Annotated in this window: 14 protein-coding genes and 1 pseudogene; 2 read left to right on the forward strand and 13 right to left on the reverse strand. The window is 71.9% G+C overall.

Going from position 1 to position 15,942, the window contains the following annotated elements:
• Nucleotides 1–50: 50 nt before the first annotated feature.
• Nucleotides 51–2,410, reverse strand: a pseudogene (locus ACFU95_RS41445) (ATP-binding cassette domain-containing protein).
• 170 nt (nucleotides 2,411–2,580) lie between these two features.
• On the opposite strand from ACFU95_RS41445, the gene ACFU95_RS41450 reads away from it, so the two are divergent.
• Complete coding sequence (locus ACFU95_RS41450) at nucleotides 2,581–3,897, forward strand: phytase (RefSeq protein ID WP_383839787.1); 1,317 nt, start codon at nucleotides 2,581–2,583, stop codon at nucleotides 3,895–3,897.
• A 25-nt stretch (nucleotides 3,898–3,922) separates the two neighbouring features.
• Here ACFU95_RS41450 and ACFU95_RS41455 read toward each other — a convergent pair whose 3' ends face one another.
• The 7 genes from ACFU95_RS41455 to ACFU95_RS41485 all read right to left on the reverse strand — a co-directional run bounded on the left by ACFU95_RS41455 (nucleotide 3,923) and on the right by ACFU95_RS41485 (nucleotide 10,407).
• Nucleotides 3,923–4,921, reverse strand: coding sequence for an LLM class flavin-dependent oxidoreductase (locus ACFU95_RS41455; RefSeq protein ID WP_383839790.1), 999 nt, complete (start codon nucleotides 4,919–4,921; stop codon nucleotides 3,923–3,925).
• Nucleotides 4,922–4,981: 60 nt separating this feature from the next.
• Entirely contained in the window at nucleotides 4,982–6,160 is a 1,179-nt protein-coding gene (locus tag ACFU95_RS41460) for a GTP-binding protein (protein WP_383839793.1), read from the reverse strand.
• Between the two features lie 6 nt (nucleotides 6,161–6,166).
• Nucleotides 6,167–6,337 carry a 50S ribosomal protein L32 gene (rpmF, locus tag ACFU95_RS41465; protein ID WP_030052879.1) on the reverse strand — a complete coding sequence of 57 codons (171 nt, stop codon included), beginning with the start codon at nucleotides 6,335–6,337 and terminating at the stop codon, nucleotides 6,167–6,169.
• Between the two features lie 85 nt (nucleotides 6,338–6,422).
• A complete protein-coding gene (locus tag ACFU95_RS41470; protein WP_383839796.1) occupies nucleotides 6,423–6,830 on the reverse strand; it encodes a (2Fe-2S) ferredoxin domain-containing protein in 408 nt (135 codons plus the stop codon).
• Between the two features lie 14 nt (nucleotides 6,831–6,844).
• Complete coding sequence (locus ACFU95_RS41475; RefSeq protein ID WP_383839862.1) at nucleotides 6,845–8,440, reverse strand: cation acetate symporter; 1,596 nt, start codon at nucleotides 8,438–8,440, stop codon at nucleotides 6,845–6,847.
• A 2-nt stretch (nucleotides 8,441–8,442) separates the two neighbouring features.
• Nucleotides 8,443–8,892: a DUF485 domain-containing protein gene (locus tag ACFU95_RS41480; RefSeq protein ID WP_383839799.1), complete on the reverse strand. Its 450-nt coding sequence runs from the start codon at nucleotides 8,890–8,892 to the stop codon at nucleotides 8,443–8,445.
• Between the two features lie 288 nt (nucleotides 8,893–9,180).
• A complete protein-coding gene (locus ACFU95_RS41485) occupies nucleotides 9,181–10,407 on the reverse strand; it encodes a right-handed parallel beta-helix repeat-containing protein (protein ID WP_383839802.1) in 1,227 nt (408 codons plus the stop codon).
• A 98-nt stretch (nucleotides 10,408–10,505) separates the two neighbouring features.
• Between ACFU95_RS41485 and ACFU95_RS41490 the strand changes: the two genes are divergently transcribed.
• Nucleotides 10,506–10,997, forward strand: a complete 492-nt coding sequence (locus ACFU95_RS41490; RefSeq protein ID WP_383839805.1) for a hypothetical protein — start codon at nucleotides 10,506–10,508, stop codon at nucleotides 10,995–10,997.
• Nucleotides 10,998–11,043: 46 nt separating this feature from the next.
• On the opposite strand, the gene ACFU95_RS41495 is transcribed toward ACFU95_RS41490, so the two are convergent.
• The 5 genes from ACFU95_RS41495 to egtA all read right to left on the reverse strand — a co-directional run bounded on the left by ACFU95_RS41495 (nucleotide 11,044) and on the right by egtA (nucleotide 15,708).
• A complete protein-coding gene (locus ACFU95_RS41495; protein WP_383839808.1) occupies nucleotides 11,044–11,259 on the reverse strand; it encodes a dodecin in 216 nt (71 codons plus the stop codon).
• Nucleotides 11,260–11,325: 66 nt separating this feature from the next.
• Nucleotides 11,326–12,288, reverse strand: a complete 963-nt coding sequence (egtD, locus tag ACFU95_RS41500) for an L-histidine N(alpha)-methyltransferase (RefSeq protein WP_383839810.1) — start codon at nucleotides 12,286–12,288, stop codon at nucleotides 11,326–11,328.
• Nucleotides 12,285–13,091 (reverse strand): ergothioneine biosynthesis protein EgtC, encoded by an 807-nt coding sequence (gene egtC, locus ACFU95_RS41505; RefSeq protein WP_383839813.1) that lies wholly within the window; start codon nucleotides 13,089–13,091, stop codon nucleotides 12,285–12,287. Before egtC ends, egtD begins: the two co-directional genes overlap by 4 nt.
• Complete coding sequence (gene egtB, locus ACFU95_RS41510; protein WP_383839816.1) at nucleotides 13,091–14,407, reverse strand: ergothioneine biosynthesis protein EgtB; 1,317 nt, start codon at nucleotides 14,405–14,407, stop codon at nucleotides 13,091–13,093. The genes egtC and egtB overlap by 1 nt, the downstream gene beginning before the upstream one ends.
• Nucleotides 14,404–15,708: an ergothioneine biosynthesis glutamate--cysteine ligase EgtA gene (gene egtA, locus ACFU95_RS41515; RefSeq protein ID WP_383839819.1), complete on the reverse strand. Its 1,305-nt coding sequence runs from the start codon at nucleotides 15,706–15,708 to the stop codon at nucleotides 14,404–14,406. The genes egtB and egtA overlap by 4 nt, the downstream gene beginning before the upstream one ends.
• Nucleotides 15,709–15,942: the final 234 nt, after the last annotated feature.

Here is a 15,942-nt window from a genome sequence, read left to right on the forward strand (position 1 = left end):
GCGCACACGGCGATTCTACGAGGCCCGAGTGCCGGGTCCCCAAGGGCTTTTCAGGGCATCACGCGCGCCAGATACGGCGCCGTGGCGCTCCCCCGCGCACCCGCCACCTCCGCCGGGCGGCCCGCCGCCACGATCCGTCCGCCCGCGTCACCGCCGCCCGGCCCCAGGTCGATCACCCAGTCGGCGCCCGCGACGACGGACATGTCGTGTTCGACCACGACGACGGTGTGCCCGGCGTCGACGAGCCCGTGCAGCTGGCGCATCAGCACCTCGACGTCGGCCGGGTGGAGGCCGGTCGTCGGCTCGTCGAGGAGGTAGAGGGTGTGGCCGCGGCGAGCGCGCTGGAGCTCGCTCGCCAGCTTGATGCGCTGGGCCTCGCCGCCGGACAGCTCGGTGGCGGGCTGGCCGAGCCGCAGATAGCCGAGGCCGACGTCGAGCAGGGTGCCGAGGCTGCGGGCGACGGCCGGGGTGTCCGCGAAGAAGTCCGCGGCCGCCTCGACCGTGAGGTCCAGCACCTGCGCGATGTTCCGTCCCCGGTACGCCACCTGGAGCGTCTCGGGGTTGTAGCGCGCCCCGCCGCAGTCCGGGCACGGGGCGTACGTGCTCGGCAGGAACAGCAGCTCCACGCTGACGAACCCCTCGCCCTGACAGGTCTCGCAGCGCCCGCCCGTGACGTTGAAGGAGAAGCGCCCGACACCGTACCCACGGGCCCGCGCCTCTTCGGTGGCCGCGAACACCTTGCGTACGACGTCGAAGAGGCCGGTGTAGGTGGCGAGGTTCGAGCGCGGGGTGCGCCCGATCGGCTTCTGGTCGACCGAGACCAGGCGCCCCACGCCCGTCAGCTCCTCGGAGATCGCACCGATCAGCGTGGACTTGCCCGAACCCGAGACCCCGGTGACGGCCGTGAACGCACCGAGCGGGAACTCGGCGGTCACCCCGCGCAGGTTGTGCCGGGTGACCGGACCGACCTTCAACTGGCCGTGCGGCGACCGTACTTGGCGTACGGCGGCGGGGGAGTCGTCGAAGAGGAACCGTGCCGTGGCCGACTCCGCGACCGTCGCCAGCTCCGCCACCGGCCCGCTGTGCAGCACCTGCCCGCCGTGCTCGCCCGCGTCCGGCCCCACGTCGACCAGCCAGTCGGCGCCCCGCATGACGTCGAGGTGATGCTCGACCACGAACACCGTGTTCCCGGCCGCCTTCAGCCGCGCCAGCACCCTCAGCAGCGCCTCCGTGTCCGCCGGGTGCAGTCCCGCGGACGGTTCGTCGAGGACGTACACGACACCGAAGAGCCCGGACCGCAGCTGCGTCGCGAGCCGCAGACGCTGCAGCTCGCCCGCGGAGAGCGTGGGCGTGGCGCGGTCGAGGCTGAGGTAGCCGAGGCCGAGCTCGACGACGGGCCCGATCCGGGACCTGAGGTCCTCGGTGAGGACACGGGCCGACTCCGACGAGGCTTCCCCGTCCAGCGTGCCCGCCAGTTCCGTCAGCGGCAGCGCGGCCAGCTCGGCGATCGTCCGGCCGGCGAAGGTCACCGCCAGCGGCTCGGGGCGCAGCCTGCTGCCGCCGCACGCCGGGCAGGGCGCGGCGGCGAGGAACCGCCCCGCCCTGGCCCTCAGCGTCGCGCTCTTGGAGTCGGAGAAGGCCCGCGCCGGAGGCGCCAATGATGCAGCATGACGTACCGGTGGGCGCTCATGTACGTGCCCTGGTACGGCCGTTGGATGCGGTCCGCGTCGCGCACCGGGTGCACGGTGACGACCGGCTGCTCGTCGGTGAACAGGATCCACCGCCGCTGCTCGGCGGGCAGCTCGCGCCAGGGCCGGTCGACGTCGTGGCCGAGCGCGTCGAGGATGTCGCGCAGGTTCTTGCCCTGCCAGGCGCCCGGCCACGCGGCGATCGCGCCCTCCCGGATCGACAGCGCCGGGTCGGGGACCAGCAACTCCTCGCTCGTACGGTGCACCTGGCCCAGCCCGTGGCACTGGGGGCACGCCCCGGCCGCCGTGTTCGGCGAGAAGGCGTCCGAGTCGAGCCGCTCGGCGCCCGGCGGGTAGTCGCCCGCGCGGGAGAACAGCATCCGCAGGGAGTTGGAGAGGTTGGTGACCGTGCCGACGGAGGAACGGGACGTCGGCGCCGAGCGGCGCTGCTGGAGCGACACGGCGGGCGGAAGTCCGCTGATCTCGCCGACCTTCGGCGCGCCGACCTGGTGGATCAGCCTGCGCGCGTAGGGCGCGACCGACTCGAAGTAGCGGCGCTGGGCCTCCGCGTAGATCGTGCCGAAGGCGAGCGACGACTTCCCGGAACCGGACACGCCTGTGAACACGGTCAACACGTCCCGCGGAATGTCGACGTCCACGCCCTTGAGGTTGTGCTCACGGGCGCCACGGACACGGACGTACGGATCGTGCGGCGAGTGCATGGGGTAGAGGCTCCGAGACGGGCGGGTCGGTGGGTGTGGGCAAACCCCGCGATTCTAAGCGAAGGGGACCCCGGGACCGTACGAGCCACCCGTTGTTCACGAGGCTGTCGGCTCACCCACACCGGCCGCCCATAGCGTCTCGCCAGTCTCTCTTCCTACCGAGGAGTATCGTGAGCGCCTCAGCTCTGAGCACTCTCACCGCCGCGCTGCTGATGGTCACGGGCGCGTCCGCCCCGCAGCCGGTCTCCGTCTCCGCCCGCGTGGAGACCCCCGCCGTCCACGACGACGAGGCGGGCGGCAACGCCGACGCCGACGACCCGGCCGTCTGGGTGGACCCCCACCACCCGGGCCGCAGCCTCGTCATCGGCACCCTCAAGGAGGCCGGCCTCGACGTCTACGGCCTCGACGGCACCCGGCTCCAGCACATCGCCGCCCCCGCGGCGCCGGGCGAGGACGCCGCGCCCGGCCGCTTCAACAACGTGGACGTCGTCTACGGCTTCGCACTGGGCGGCCGGAAGACCGATCTGGCCCTGGTCAGCGACCGCGGCCGGGACCGGGTCCGGGCCTACGCCATCGACCCGGCCGCCGTGGCGGCGGGCAGGCCCCCGCTGAAGGACGTGACGGCGGCCGACGCCGCGCCGGTCTTCGCCGCGAGCGAGGCCGAGGTGGACGACCAGCGCACCGCCTACGGGCTGGCCGCCTTCAGCGACGACGACCACGCGTACGCGGTGGTCTCGCGCCGCTCGGAGACCCGGGTACGGCTCCTGAGGCTTCAGGACCGGAATGGGCGCGTCGGCTACCGGACCGAGGACACCCTCGACCTGCCCGGCTCCTTCACGCTGCCGAACGGGCAGAGCTGGACGCCGTGCGCCGACCCCGGCGATCACGCGCAGGTCGAGGGCATGGTCGTCGACCAGGAGGAACACGTCCTGTACGCCGCCCAGGAGGACGTCGGGCTGTGGCGGATCGACCTCGACGACGAGGAGTTCGAGCGGCCGAAGCTGATCGACCGGGTGCGCGAGTACGGCACGCCGTGGACGTATGACGCCGAGGAAGAGGAATGCGTCATCGACACCGCCCACGACCCCGGCTTCGGCGGGGAGCACCTGAGCGCCGATGCCGAGGGCGCCGCGATCTACCACGCCGCCGACGGCAGGGGATACCTGCTCGCCTCCAGCCAGGGCGACAACACCTTCGCCGTGTACGAGCGCCGGGGCGAGGGCGCCTACCTCGGCTCCTTCGCCGTCACCGACAGCGCCGCCACCGACTCGGTGCAGCACTCCGACGGGGCCGCCGTGGTCAACGTCCCGCTGGGCCGGTCGTTCCCGAAGGGTCTGCTGGTCACCCACGACGGTGAGGCCAGGCCGGCGGACGGGGAGCGGGAGGGCACCAACTTCAAGTTCACCGGCTGGGAGTCGGTGGCGACCGCCTTCCCGAAGCCGCTGACGATCGACACCGAGTCGTTCGACCCGCGCGACACGGACTGACCCGTCGTCCCGCGACTCGCCCGGATCAGACGTTGACGATCCGGGCGAGCCGCCGGTAGGAGTCCGCCAGGGCCGCACGGTCGTACGTACTGGTCGTGACCAGCACCTCCTGCGCCCCGGTCTCCTTCAGTACCGTCTCCAGCTCGTGCGCGACCTGCTCCTGAGTGCCCGCGATGTGTCCGGCGAGGCCGCCCTCGTAGAAGCCGCGCTCCTTGCCGGTCATCGCGATCGCCTCGACGCGCTCGGCCGGAGGCAGCGGCGGAAACGTGCCGTGCGTGCGCGAGTAGGCCATCGACCAGGCCTCGGGCACGAGCAGCCGCCGGGCCTTCTCGGGGGTCGCGGCCACCGCGACCGTGCCGGAGATCACGACGTACGGCTCGTTCGCCCAGGGCGAGGGACGGAAGCTGTCGCGATAGTGGTCGATGCCGCGCCGCATCTTCTCCCTGTTCCTCAGGTCACCGATGACCATCGGCAGTCCCGCGCGCGCCGCGATGTCCGCTCCCTCGCCCATGGCCAGCACGAACGGCGGCACGGTCAGGCCCTCGGCGGGCCGCGCGCGCACGCCCGTGGGCGAGGTGCCGGCGAACCAGCCGAGCAGCTCCTGGATCTGCGCCGCGAAGTCCCGCGCGTCCCCCTTGTCCCGCCCGAGCGCCCTGCGCACGCCGTCCGTGAAGCCGACGGACCGTCCGATCCCCATGTCGATGCGGCCGGGGAAGAGGGACTCCAGCACACCGAACTGCTCGGCCACGACCAGCGGCTGGTGGTTGGGCAGCATCACGCCGCCGGTGCCGACCCGGATCGTGCGGGTCGCGGAGGCGACGGCGGCGGCCAGCACGGTGGGGGCGGAACCGGCGACGCCGGGTACGCCGTGGTGCTCCGAGACCCACAGGCGGTGGTAGCCGAGCGCCTCGATCTCGCGTGCCAGCCCTACGGTGTCGCGCAGCGCCTCCGCGTTCGAGTGGCCCTCGCGGGTGCGGGAGCGGTCCAGGACGGAGAAGCGGGTCGAAGCGATCACGGAGCTCATACAGGGTTCAACACCGGGGAGCCCGCAGGATTCCTCACGGGGCGATGTCGTAGCGCGGCTTCAGATCCCCGCCGGGAGCGAGGCGGCGTGCTCGTGGTCGCAGGCGTCGTCGATGCCGAAGGTGTCCCAGGCCGGGAACGGGTCGGTGGCCGGGACGCCCTCGTCGTCGGTCAGCAGGCACTTCGCCAGGGCTGCCCGCAGCGCGTCCGCGCGCAGGTGTGTGCCGATGAAGACCAGCTCCTGGGCGTAGGGCGCGTCGCCGTCCCGTGCGGCGCTGGGCTCGAAGCGGGCGACGGAACCGGCCTGCGACCACAACCCCGTCACCCGAGGCCGGCTGGCGAGGGTGAAGAACCCCTTGGAGCGCAGCACCTTCCCGTACGCGCCGCTGTCGAGATCGTCCGTGACGAAGGTCCACAGCCGCCCGGGGTGGAAGGGCGTTTCGGCGCGGAACACCGTGGAGGAGATGCCGTACTCCTCGGTCTCCGGAACGTGGTCGCCGTTGAGCTCGCGCACCCAGCCCGGCGCCTGCTGGGCGCGCTCCAGGTCGAACAGCCGGGTGCCGAGCACCTCCTGGAGCGCCACCCGCCCCCGCACGGCGTCGACGATCCGCGCGGCGGGGTTGAGCCGGCCCAGTGCGGCACGCAGCCGGTCGGCCGTCACGGCGTCCACCAGGTCGAGCTTGTTGAGCACGATGACGTCGGCGAACTCGACCTGGTCGACGAGGAGATCGCTGACGGTGCGCTCGTCGTCCTCGTACTGGTCGAGGCCGCGCTCGACGAGCTCGTCGCCGCTGTCCAGCTCCGAGAGGAAGTTGGCCGCGTCGACGACCGTGACCATGGTGTCCAGGAGGGCGAGATCGCCGAGGGTGGCGCCGTCGTCGCGGGCGAAGGCGAAGGTGGCCGCGACGGGCATGGGTTCGGAGATGCCGGACGACTCGATGAGGAGATGGTCGAAGCGGTCCTCGCGGGCGAGCCGGTCGACCTCCTGGAGGAGGTCGTCGCGCAGGGTGCAGCAGATGCAGCCGTTGGTCATCTCGACCAGGCGCTCCTCGGTCCGCGACAGGGCGGCCTGACCGCCGCGCACCAGCGCGGCGTCGATGTTGACCTCGCTCATGTCGTTGACGATCACCGCCACACGCAGGCCCTGGCGGTTGCCGAGGACATGGTTGAGCAGGGTCGTCTTGCCGGCCCCGAGGAAGCCGGACAGGACGGTGACGGGCAGACGGCGGTCGTACGTCATCTCCGGTCAGCCCTCGGGGCGCAGCAGCCCGCGCTCGTACGCCTTCACCAGGTGCTGCGGCACGAGGTGGCTGACGCCCTCGATGGTGACGGGTACCAGTTGCGGCGTGCTCGCCTTCCACTGGGCGCGGCGGTGGCGGGTGTTGCTGCGGGACATCTTCCGCTTGGGGACAGCCATGACGGACCTCCTCGGTGGGTGAACACCGAGGACGCTACATGAAAATGGATCCCATTAACAATTGGCTCGGAGTCCTGGCCGGGCGTCAGCGGCGGGACCGGACCCGTGCGTCCCGCGGCGGCCGGATGAACTGGAGCTCCAGCGTCGCGGGCGGCGCCGCGATGCCCGGCCCGCCCGCGGCCGCCCAGCGCACGATCTCCTCCGTGCAGTCGTCGTCCATCGCGAAGCCGACCCACGTGGCCCGGCCGCCGGCCCGGCGCCCGGTGGCCGACGGCTGGACGACGATCACGTTGGCCTGGTCGCAGGGCCCCAGGCAGTCGGTCGTACGGACCTGGAAGCCGTGCTCGGACCCGGCGGCGCGCAGGCGCTCCAGCTGCCAGGCGTGGTCGGTGCCGGGGTGCTTGCGGGGATCGCCGCAGCAGCAGCCCCGGCAGACGACGAGGGTGCACGGGCGCTCGCGGGCGGCGCCGATCAGGAACGTACGAGTAGACATGGCGAAAGCATGTCCTATTCCTTGGCGCCCACCAGCATCCGCACCTCGAACTCCTCGTAGGCGGCATCCTCCTGGGGTCCCTGCCGCTCACTGAGCACCGTGCCGAGCCAGCCGAGGAAGAAGCCCGCCGGGATGGAGACGATGCCGGGGTTCTGCAGCGGGAACCAGGCGAAGTCGGCGTCCGGGTAGAAGGAGCCGGCGGTGGAGGAGACCACGGGGGAGAACAGCACCAGCAGAACCGAGCAGGTCAGGCCGCCCCAGAGGCTGAGCAGCGCCCCCTCGCCCGTGAAGCGCCGCCAGAAGAGGGTGTACACGATCGTCGGCAGGATCGCGGACGCCGCGATGGCGAAGGCGAGGAAGGCCAGCGTCGCGGTGTTGGCGCCCCAGGAGACGAGGGCGAGCATCATGGCGAGAACGCCGATGACGGCGGCGGACAGCCGGGCCACCATCAACTCCTCGGTCTCGCTCGCGCGGCCCTTGCGGATCACCTCGCCGTACAGGTCGTGGGCGAGGGACGTGGCGGCGGCGAGGGTGAGACCGGCCGCGACGGCGAGCAGGGTGACGAACGCGAGGCAGGACAGCAGGGCCGTGAGGATGCCGCCGCCGAGGGCGTTGGCGAGGAGCAGGACGGCGGAGTCGCCCTTGTGGTCCGTCTCCGCGATGGTCTCGCGGCCGACGACGGCCGTGGCGCCGAGGCCGAGGATGCCGGCCGCGAGGCAGACCAGGCCGACCAGGCCCACCGCCCAGACGAGGGAGGAGCGCAGCACGTCGACCTTGCGCGGGGCGAGCAGGCGCATCAGGACGTGGGGGAGCGCGGCCAGGCCCAGGACGATCGCCAGTTCCAGGCTGAAGAAGTCGATCTTGCTCGTGGTGCTGACGCCGTAGCGCAGCCCCGGTTCGAGGAACTGCGTGCCGGTGCCGCTGTGGTTCGCGGCCGCGGACAGCAGGGCGCCCGGGTTCCAGTCGTAGTGGTGCAGCACCATGACCGCGGTGACCGTCACGCCCGCCACCAGCATCACGGCCTTGATGATCTGGATCACCGTGGCGCCGGGCGCGCCGCCGATCGCGGCGTACACGATGACGACGGTGCCGATCACGATCACGCACAGGGTGCGGGTCGCGGCGCTCGGTTCGCCGGTGAACTGGGTCAACAGGGCCATGCTGCCGACCAGTTGGGCCACCAGGTACAGGGTGGTGATGGCGAGGGTGCACACGGCCAGGGCGAGCCGGGCCGGCCGTTGCAGCCGGGTCAGGCGCAGGGCCAGGGTGTCGCCCAGCGTGTACTTGCCCGCGCGGCGCAGGGGTTCGGCGATGAGGAGCAGCACCATCATCCAGGCGACGACCGTGCCACCGAGGTAGAGCAGCCCGTCGTACCCGGTCAGGGCGACCAGCCCGGTGCTGCCCAGCAGGGTCGCGGCCGACAGGTAGTCGCCGCACATGGCGAGGCCGTTGCGCAGCGGCGACATGGTGCGGTTGCCGAGGTAGAACTCGCTGATCTCGTCGCGCTGAGGGGCCGTCAGCAGCGCCATGAACAGGGTGACCACGACCACCGACAGGAACAGCACGAACGTCAGGTTCAGGCTGAACCTGTCGACGATGCCTTCGGACATGGTCACCACGTGCGGTACCCCCTGGAGCCGCCGGGGCGGAAGGCATGCCCGGCCTGGCCGTTCGGCGCGGCGGAGCGGAGCGAGTTGGCTTCGTGCTGGTGCAGTCGCGACTCCAGGCCGCGGGCTATCGGGTCGACCCGGGTGCGCATGTGCCTGACGTAGCACCAAGCGGTCACGCCCATCACGGCGAACTGTCCGAGCCCCAGGGCGAGGCCGAGCGTGAGGTTCCCGAGCAGGCGCTGGTTCATCAGGCCCGGGAACGCGTGCGACAGCAGGACGTACAGGAGGAATCCACCTACCGAGAGGAGCGTCGCACGGACGCCGAACCGGCGTTGGGTGCGGCGCAGGGAGTGAAATTCGGGATCTTCGGATATGCGCCGGGACGGCGCGGGTTCGTTATTCGGCGGACTGTATGTGAGCGAATTGTCGTGCCATGGTGAAAACTCGGGCACAGGCGCACCTTCTTTGCTGCGTCATGCCGAACACACTGGTGGGTGCGGGCTGGTGGGGGGACGGATGCGGTGACGGCCAAAGCCGGAAGCCGGAGTATGTCAGCGCTCTCTTTGAACAATCAACCGCAGGAGTGAATTGCGGTACCCCGGTGGCGCATTCGTGCCCCTCGTGATACGACCCCCGCCTTGCGGGGCCTGCGAAAAGACCCCTCCCGGAAATAGTCCGGACCATTTCTTTCGGCCGGACTGTCTCAAATGTGACGCACAGGGACAGCCCGGCCGGGCGGTTCAGAACCGGGCGCCGACAGCAGCGCCGTTGCGGGGCACGAGGAAGGCCGGGGCCGCCGGCGGTGAGCCGTCGGCGGAACGCGGGCCGGTGACGGCGCCCGGGTCGGTGCTGAGGACCGAGGCGGCGTTCCAGGTCCCGCCCAGGTTCCACGAGTTGCCGCTGGCGGTCGTCCCCGAGCCGACCGCCGCCGCGCGGGTGTCGGCGACCGACAGGTTGCCGGTGAGGGTGGCGGTGCCGCCGGAGACGTCGGCGTCGAAGCCGGTGCCGGCGTTGGCCCAGCTCGTGTTGCGGGTGAGGGTCTGCGCGCCGGGATTGCCGTTGTCCGTGACGCCATGTGCCGCGTTCTTGAACGCGATCGAGTTGCGCAGGGTGTGCCCCACCGCCGGGGCCGGGGTGCCGCCGCCCATCTTGAAGCCGTTGCCGTCGCCCGCGAAGTCGGGGAAGTTCCAGCGGTTGAAGCCGTTGCCGTACGCGATCGTGTTCTCGATCAGAATCGGCGAGGCGAACTTCCAGGCGTCGAACCCGTCGTCCACGTTGTTCCACAATCGGGCGCCCCGCACCACGTTGCCGCTTCCGCTGCCCTCCTTGATGGCCAGTCCGTCGGCGCTCTCACCGTTCTTGCGCGGGTCACGGTTGCCGTAACTGTCCAGGTTCAGGATCTGGTTGTCGCTGGAGGACCCTTGGAGCTGGAAACCGGACTCGTAGTTGTCATGTGTGGAAATCCTGGAAAAGACGTTGCTGTCGCAGCCGTCGCAGTAGACGCCGTACGGGCCGTTGACGAGTTCCAGGCCAAAGATCCGCCAGTGGGAGGCCTCCATGTGGATCGCCCCGCGTTCGGCCCGGGGGATGCTGCCGCCCACCGGCGTGTGACTGGCGGGCAGTCGCTCGCCGTCGACGACCACCCGCTCGCCCTGGTAGGCGCCGAGGCCGATCGGCTGGGAGGCGGTGCCCGAGGTGGTGATGGTGATGTTGTCGGTCAGGGCGTACGTGCCGCCGCGTACGGCGATGACGTCACCGGGCCGCGCCAGGTCCACGGCCCGCTGGATGGTCCGCAGGGGCTGGGCCAGCGTGCCCGGCGCCGAGTCGTTCCCGCCGGTCGCCACGACCAGGGTCGTCGCGGCGGACGCCTCGCCTGCCGCCCCCAGCACGGCCGCCAGGGCCGTACTCACCACCACCGCCGCCGTCCGGATCGCCGTACCGCGCATGCCGCTCGCTGTGTCGCCCATCGGGGCCTCCCGCCTCCGCCTGCGTGCCATGTCGCACAGCAGTGGCCGCCCGGCGTGCGGAGGTTGCCGGGGCGCGGGGTCCGTCTAGGGTGAGCCGTGTGACCGACAGCAGCACACGCCCGCTCGCCGTGTTCGACCTGGACAACACCCTCGCCGACACGGCTCACCGGCAGCACTTCCTGGAAGGCAAGCCGCGCGACTGGGACGGCTTCTTCGCGGCCGTCCCCCAGGACCCGCCCCTCGCGAAGGGCGTCGCGCTGGCGCGGGAGAGCGCCGAGGAGTGCGAGGTCCTCTATCTGACCGGGCGGCCCGAGCGCTGCCGGCGGGACACGCTGGACTGGCTCGCCGCGCAGGCACTGCCGGACGGGCGCGTGTACATGCGGCGCAACGACGACCGCAGGCCCGCCCGGCGCACCAAGCTCGAGATCCTGCGCCGCCTCGCCCGCACCCGTGAGATCCGGGTCCTGGTGGACGACGACGAACTGGTCTGCGAGGACGCCGAACGGGCCGGCTTCACCGTCGTACGGGCGCGCTGGACCGCCCCCTCCGCCGCGCTGAAGGAGGCGCAGGAGCGGGAGGGGCGGACCTGAGGACCGTAAGACCGTACCGGCGTGACTACCCGGATCTCCGGGCGCGCTACCCGGCGTCGTCCAGGCGGAAGCCGACCTTCATGGTCACCTGCCAGTGCGCGATCTGCCCCTCTTCGAGCTGGCCGCGTACCTCGGTCACCTCGAACCAGTCCAGGTTGTGCAGGGTCTGCGAGGCACGCTCGATCCCGTTGCGGATGGCCTGGTCCACGCCCTCCGGCGAGGTGCCGACGATATCGGTGACCCGGTAGGTGTGGTTCGACATGTGGGTGCTCCTCTCACACGCGTCACTCCACGGTGCCCCAAGGCGGGGCAACGCGCGAGCCGTCCGTCACCGCGCCACGCTCAGTGACAGCGCGAACCGGCCCTGACCGTCCGTCCACCAGTGCGCCAGCTCCAGCCCGGCCCCCGCCAGTTCCGCGCGGACACCGTCCCGGCGGAACTTCGCCGACACCTCGGTGCGCATCTCCTCGCCCGCCGCGAAGTCGACGGCGAGTTCCAGCGCGGGCACCTTCACCGTCTGCGCGGTGCGCGAGCGCAGCCGCATCTCGATCCACTCGTTGTCCGGGTCCCACAGGGCGACGTGTTCGAAGGCACCGGGATCGAAGTCGGCGCCCAGCTCCCGGTCGATCACGGTCAGCACGTTCTTGTTGAACGCGGCGGTCACCCCGGCCGCGTCGTCGTACGCGTCGACCAGGACCTTCTCGTCCTTGACCAGGTCCGTGCCGAGCAGCAGCGCGTCACCGGGGGAGAGCAGGGCCCGGACGGCGGCGAGGAACGCGGCGCGCTCGGCGGGCAGCAGATTGCCGATCGTGCCGCCGAGGAACGCCACCAGCCGGGGACCCGGCGTGTCCGGCAGGGCCAGCCCGCCGGTGAAGTCGGCGATCAGGGCATGCACGTCCAGCCCCGGCCGCTCCTCGATCAGCGCCTGACCGGCCTGGGTGAGCGCGCTCTCGCTGACGTCGACGGGGACGTACGTGCGCAGCCCGGTCAGCGCGTCGATGAGGTACCGCGTCTTCTCCGAGGAGCCGGAGCCCAGCTCGACCAGGGTGCGGGCGCCGGTGGCCGCGGCGATCTCGCCGGCCCGGTCGACGAGGATCTCGCGCTCGGCGCGCGTCGGGTAGTACTCGGGCAACTCGGTGATCTTCTCGAAGAGTTCGCTGCCCTGCGCGTCGTAGAACCACTTCGGCGGCAGCGTCTTCGGTGTGCCGTTCAGGCCCTTCAGGACGTCGGCGCGCAGTGCGGCGTCGGTGGCGTCCTCGGGCAGGGTGCGGGTGAGAAGGAACGGACTCACGTGCTGGGCTCCTTCGGTTGTGCGGGGGCCAGGGCGTCGTTGGGGTCCTTCAGCGGGGTGAGCAGCACATCGGTGCCGCTCGCCGCGAGGAGGGTGTGGTCGGGGACCTCCTGCCAGTGCGGATCGTCGTCGTAGGGCTCGGATGCCACGACGGTGCCGCCGCCGGGGCGGGTCAGATACCAGAGGGTGTCGCCCCAGGCGGTCGCGGTGATCGTCTCGCCGTTGGTGAGCAGCAGGTTCAGCCGGGAGCCGGGAGCCGCCTCGGCGACCTCCAGAACGGTGTCGGCAAGGGCCTGGCCCTCGTCCTGAATGGCCGTGGTGTCGCTGCCGCGCAGCCGCGCTAGAACCAGCGCCCACACGAGCGCCGAGTCGTTGCGGGCCTCCATCGACAGCAGGTCCACCGCGGGCAGGGTCGGCACCAGCGGTGCCAGCGAACCCGGCCAGCCCTTCACGGCGCCGTTGTGGCTGAACAGCCAGGGGCCCGCGGCGAACGGGGCCGCCGCGGCCTCCGCGTCGGCACCCGACAGCGTCGCGTCCCGTACGGCGGCGAGCAGCGCGGTGGACCGCACCACCCGGGCCAGATCGGCGAAGGACAGATCCGCCCAGATGGGCCCGGCCCGGCGGTACCGGGCCGGCACCGGGTCCCCGGCGGCGTACCAACCGACCCCGAAGCCATCGGCGTTGACCGTCCCGTGCCGCTGTCGCCGGGGCGCCCACGACTGGCGGTACAGGCCGTGCGGCGGCTCCACGAGGAGCGTGCCGAGCGCCTCCTCGGGGCCCACGTAGGCCAGGTGACGGCACATCAGACGTCCGCCGACCGGGCCGTGCGGAACCCGGAGAAGATCTGCCGCCGGATCGGGTAGTCCCAGTTGCGGAAGGTGCCCCGGCAGGCCACCGCGTCCACGGCGAACGAACCGCCCCGCAGCACCTTGTGCTCGGGCCCGAAGAACACCTCCGAGTACTCCTTGTACGGGAACGCCTGGAACCCCGGGTACGGCAGGAAGTCGCTCGCCGTCCACTCCCACACGTCACCGATCAACTGCCGTACGCCGAGGGGTGATTCACCCTCCGGGTAGCTGCCGGCCGGCGCTGGGCGCAGATGCCGCTGGCCGAGGTTGGCGTGTTCCGGCGCGGGGTCGGCGTCGCCCCACGGGTAGCGCGTCGAGCGGTCACCCGCGGGGTCGTGCCGGGCCGCCTTCTCCCACTCGGCCTCGGTGGGCAGCCGGCGCCCGGCCCAGCGGGCGTAGGCGTCGGCCTCGTACCAGCACACGTGCAGCACGGGCTCGTCGGGCGGTACGGCCTCGGTGACGCCGAAGCGGCGCCGCAGCCACTGCCTGCCGTCCCGGCGCCAGAACAGCGGGGCGTGGATGGAGTGCTGCCGGATGTGCGCCCAGCCCTCCGCCGTCCACCAGCGGTCGTCGTCGTAGCCGCCGTCCTCGATGAACGCCTGGTACGCGGCGTTCGTCACCGGGGTCGTGTCGATGTAGAACGGCGGGACCTCGCGCACATGGGCCGGGCGTTCGTTGTCCAGCGCCCACGGCTCGGTCGAGGTGCCCATGGTGAACGGGCCGCCGGGGACCAGCACTTCGGACGGACCCGTGAGCAGGGGGGCCGGTTCCGGGTCGGGGGCGTGCAGGGCCTGGGGGCCCCTGCGGAGCTGATGGGTGATCAGCATCGTCTCGCCGTGCTGCTGCTCGTGCTGCGCGATCATCCCGAAGGCGAAGCCCGCCTCGGTCAGCCGCGTGCCGTGGAACGCGGTGCTCCCCAGCAGGTCCAGGACCCGGCCGCGCACCTCGGCCGCGTAGTGCCGGGCCTCGGTCGGCGCCAGCAGCGGCAGCGAGGGGCGTTCGGCGCGCGGGTGCTCGAAGGCGTCGTAGATGCCGTCGATCTCGGGCCGTATCGCCTCCCGCCCGGCCACCGTCCGGAGCAGCCACTGCTCCTCCTGGTTGCCGATGTGCGCGAGGTCCCACACCAGTGGGGACATCAGCGGCGAGTGCTGGGCGGTGAGGTCGGGGTCCTCGACGCAACTGGTCAGCAGGGTCGTCCGGGCACGGGCGGTGGTGAGGGTGGTCAGTGCCCGCTCGCGGAGCGTTTCGGCGTCGTGGGCGGGGTCGGTCATGTCCGGTCGTCCTTCCCGTGCAGGGTGCGGTCCGTGCCGTAGAGCTCGTCCAGCAGGTCGTCGGCGGGGCAGCGGCCCCGGCTCACGTAGCGGTCCCGGTACGCGGCCACGGCGTCCGTGACCCCGGTCGTGGCGCCCAGCCGGGGCAGCGCCTCCAGCGCCGCCGCGAAGCAGGTGTCCGCCACCTCGCGCAGCTCGGGGTCGCTCAGACCCGAGCGGGCCGCGTCGATCCACAGCGGATTGTGCGGCGCGGGCACCGACAGGGCGCGCTCGGCCAGCGGCTTCACCGCGCGATACGCGGTCTCCGCGGCCTCCGGGTCGTCGAAGAGCGCGGTCGTCACGGCCAGCGGCACGATCCAGCCGTCCTCGCCGGGCTGTGCGTCGATCATGCGCAGCTCCAGATGGCCACGCGGTCTGACCGGCGGAAACAGTGTCGTGAGGTGGTAGTCGAGGTCCTCCCGCGTCGGCGGCCGCGGCGCTCCCGACCGGGTCCACTCCCTAAACGTCAGCCCGTCCGGGACGTCCCACGGTCCGCCCTCGCGCCGTACGCACATCACCGGCGCGTCCAGGACATGCCGTGCCCAGGCGCGCCGCGGATCGCCGTCCAGCGGGGGCGCGCCCGCGCGGCCCGCGCCGATCTCCATCCACAGCAACTGCCGGGTGGACAGCCAGCCCGTGGGCTCGCGCCCGGCCAGCGGGGAGTTCGCGAAGGCGGCGACCAGCACCGCGCCCAGCTGGTGCGCCAGCCACCAGCGCCGTCCGTGTCCGAGCGGACCGGGCTCCTCGTATCCGGAGTCCAGGCACACCTGCACGGAGGCCGAGGTGCACATCATGGCGCGGCCGGCCGGGCCCGCCCGGTCCAGGCACGCCTCCATCGCGTCGTAGCGCGGCTGGCGCAGGAACCGGCGGGGCGAGTGCCAGGGGTCATTGCCCAGGCCGACCAGCCCGAGGTCGTGCTCGCGCAGTACCGCGCGGGCGGCGTCGAGGTCGGCGGAGACGGTACCGATGCACTCCATCAGCGAGGCGGCGGGCGGCGAGCTCAGCTCCAGCTGGCCGCCGGGCTCGACGGTGAGCGCCGACCTCAGGGGCACGGTCCGTAGTGCGGCGTAGGCCGCTTCGAGTCGTTCGGGTGTCACGGGGAGCTGCGGCCCGCGCAGCTCATGGACGAGCCATTCCACTTCGACCCCGAGGGTGCGGGGTGGGCCGGTCTTGAAGCAGATGCCCCTGACCAGGGCCTCCACCTCGGCTTCGGTGACCACGGTGCGGGGCTGCTCCGTACAGTCACTCACCGAATCTGACATGTCGGGATCCTCCTGAGAGTCCACGATGCCGCCCGGCCCGGATCTTGTGGGCGGGCCGGCACACTCGTCCCACCCAAGACCTTCGCGTGGCTTCGCACAAGGGTGCGTACCGGCACGTTCCGGGTCGGTAACCTCCGCTCTCCGGGAGTTGGCAGGGGATTTCCCGGACGTTCGTCCTCGGCGGAGCAGCCGGGAAACTCCGTTGCACCGCATCACCAGCATCACCCACGATCG

The organism is Streptomyces sp. NPDC057623 (assembly GCF_042800355.1).
GTDB lineage: Bacteria > Actinomycetota > Actinomycetes > Streptomycetales > Streptomycetaceae > Streptomyces.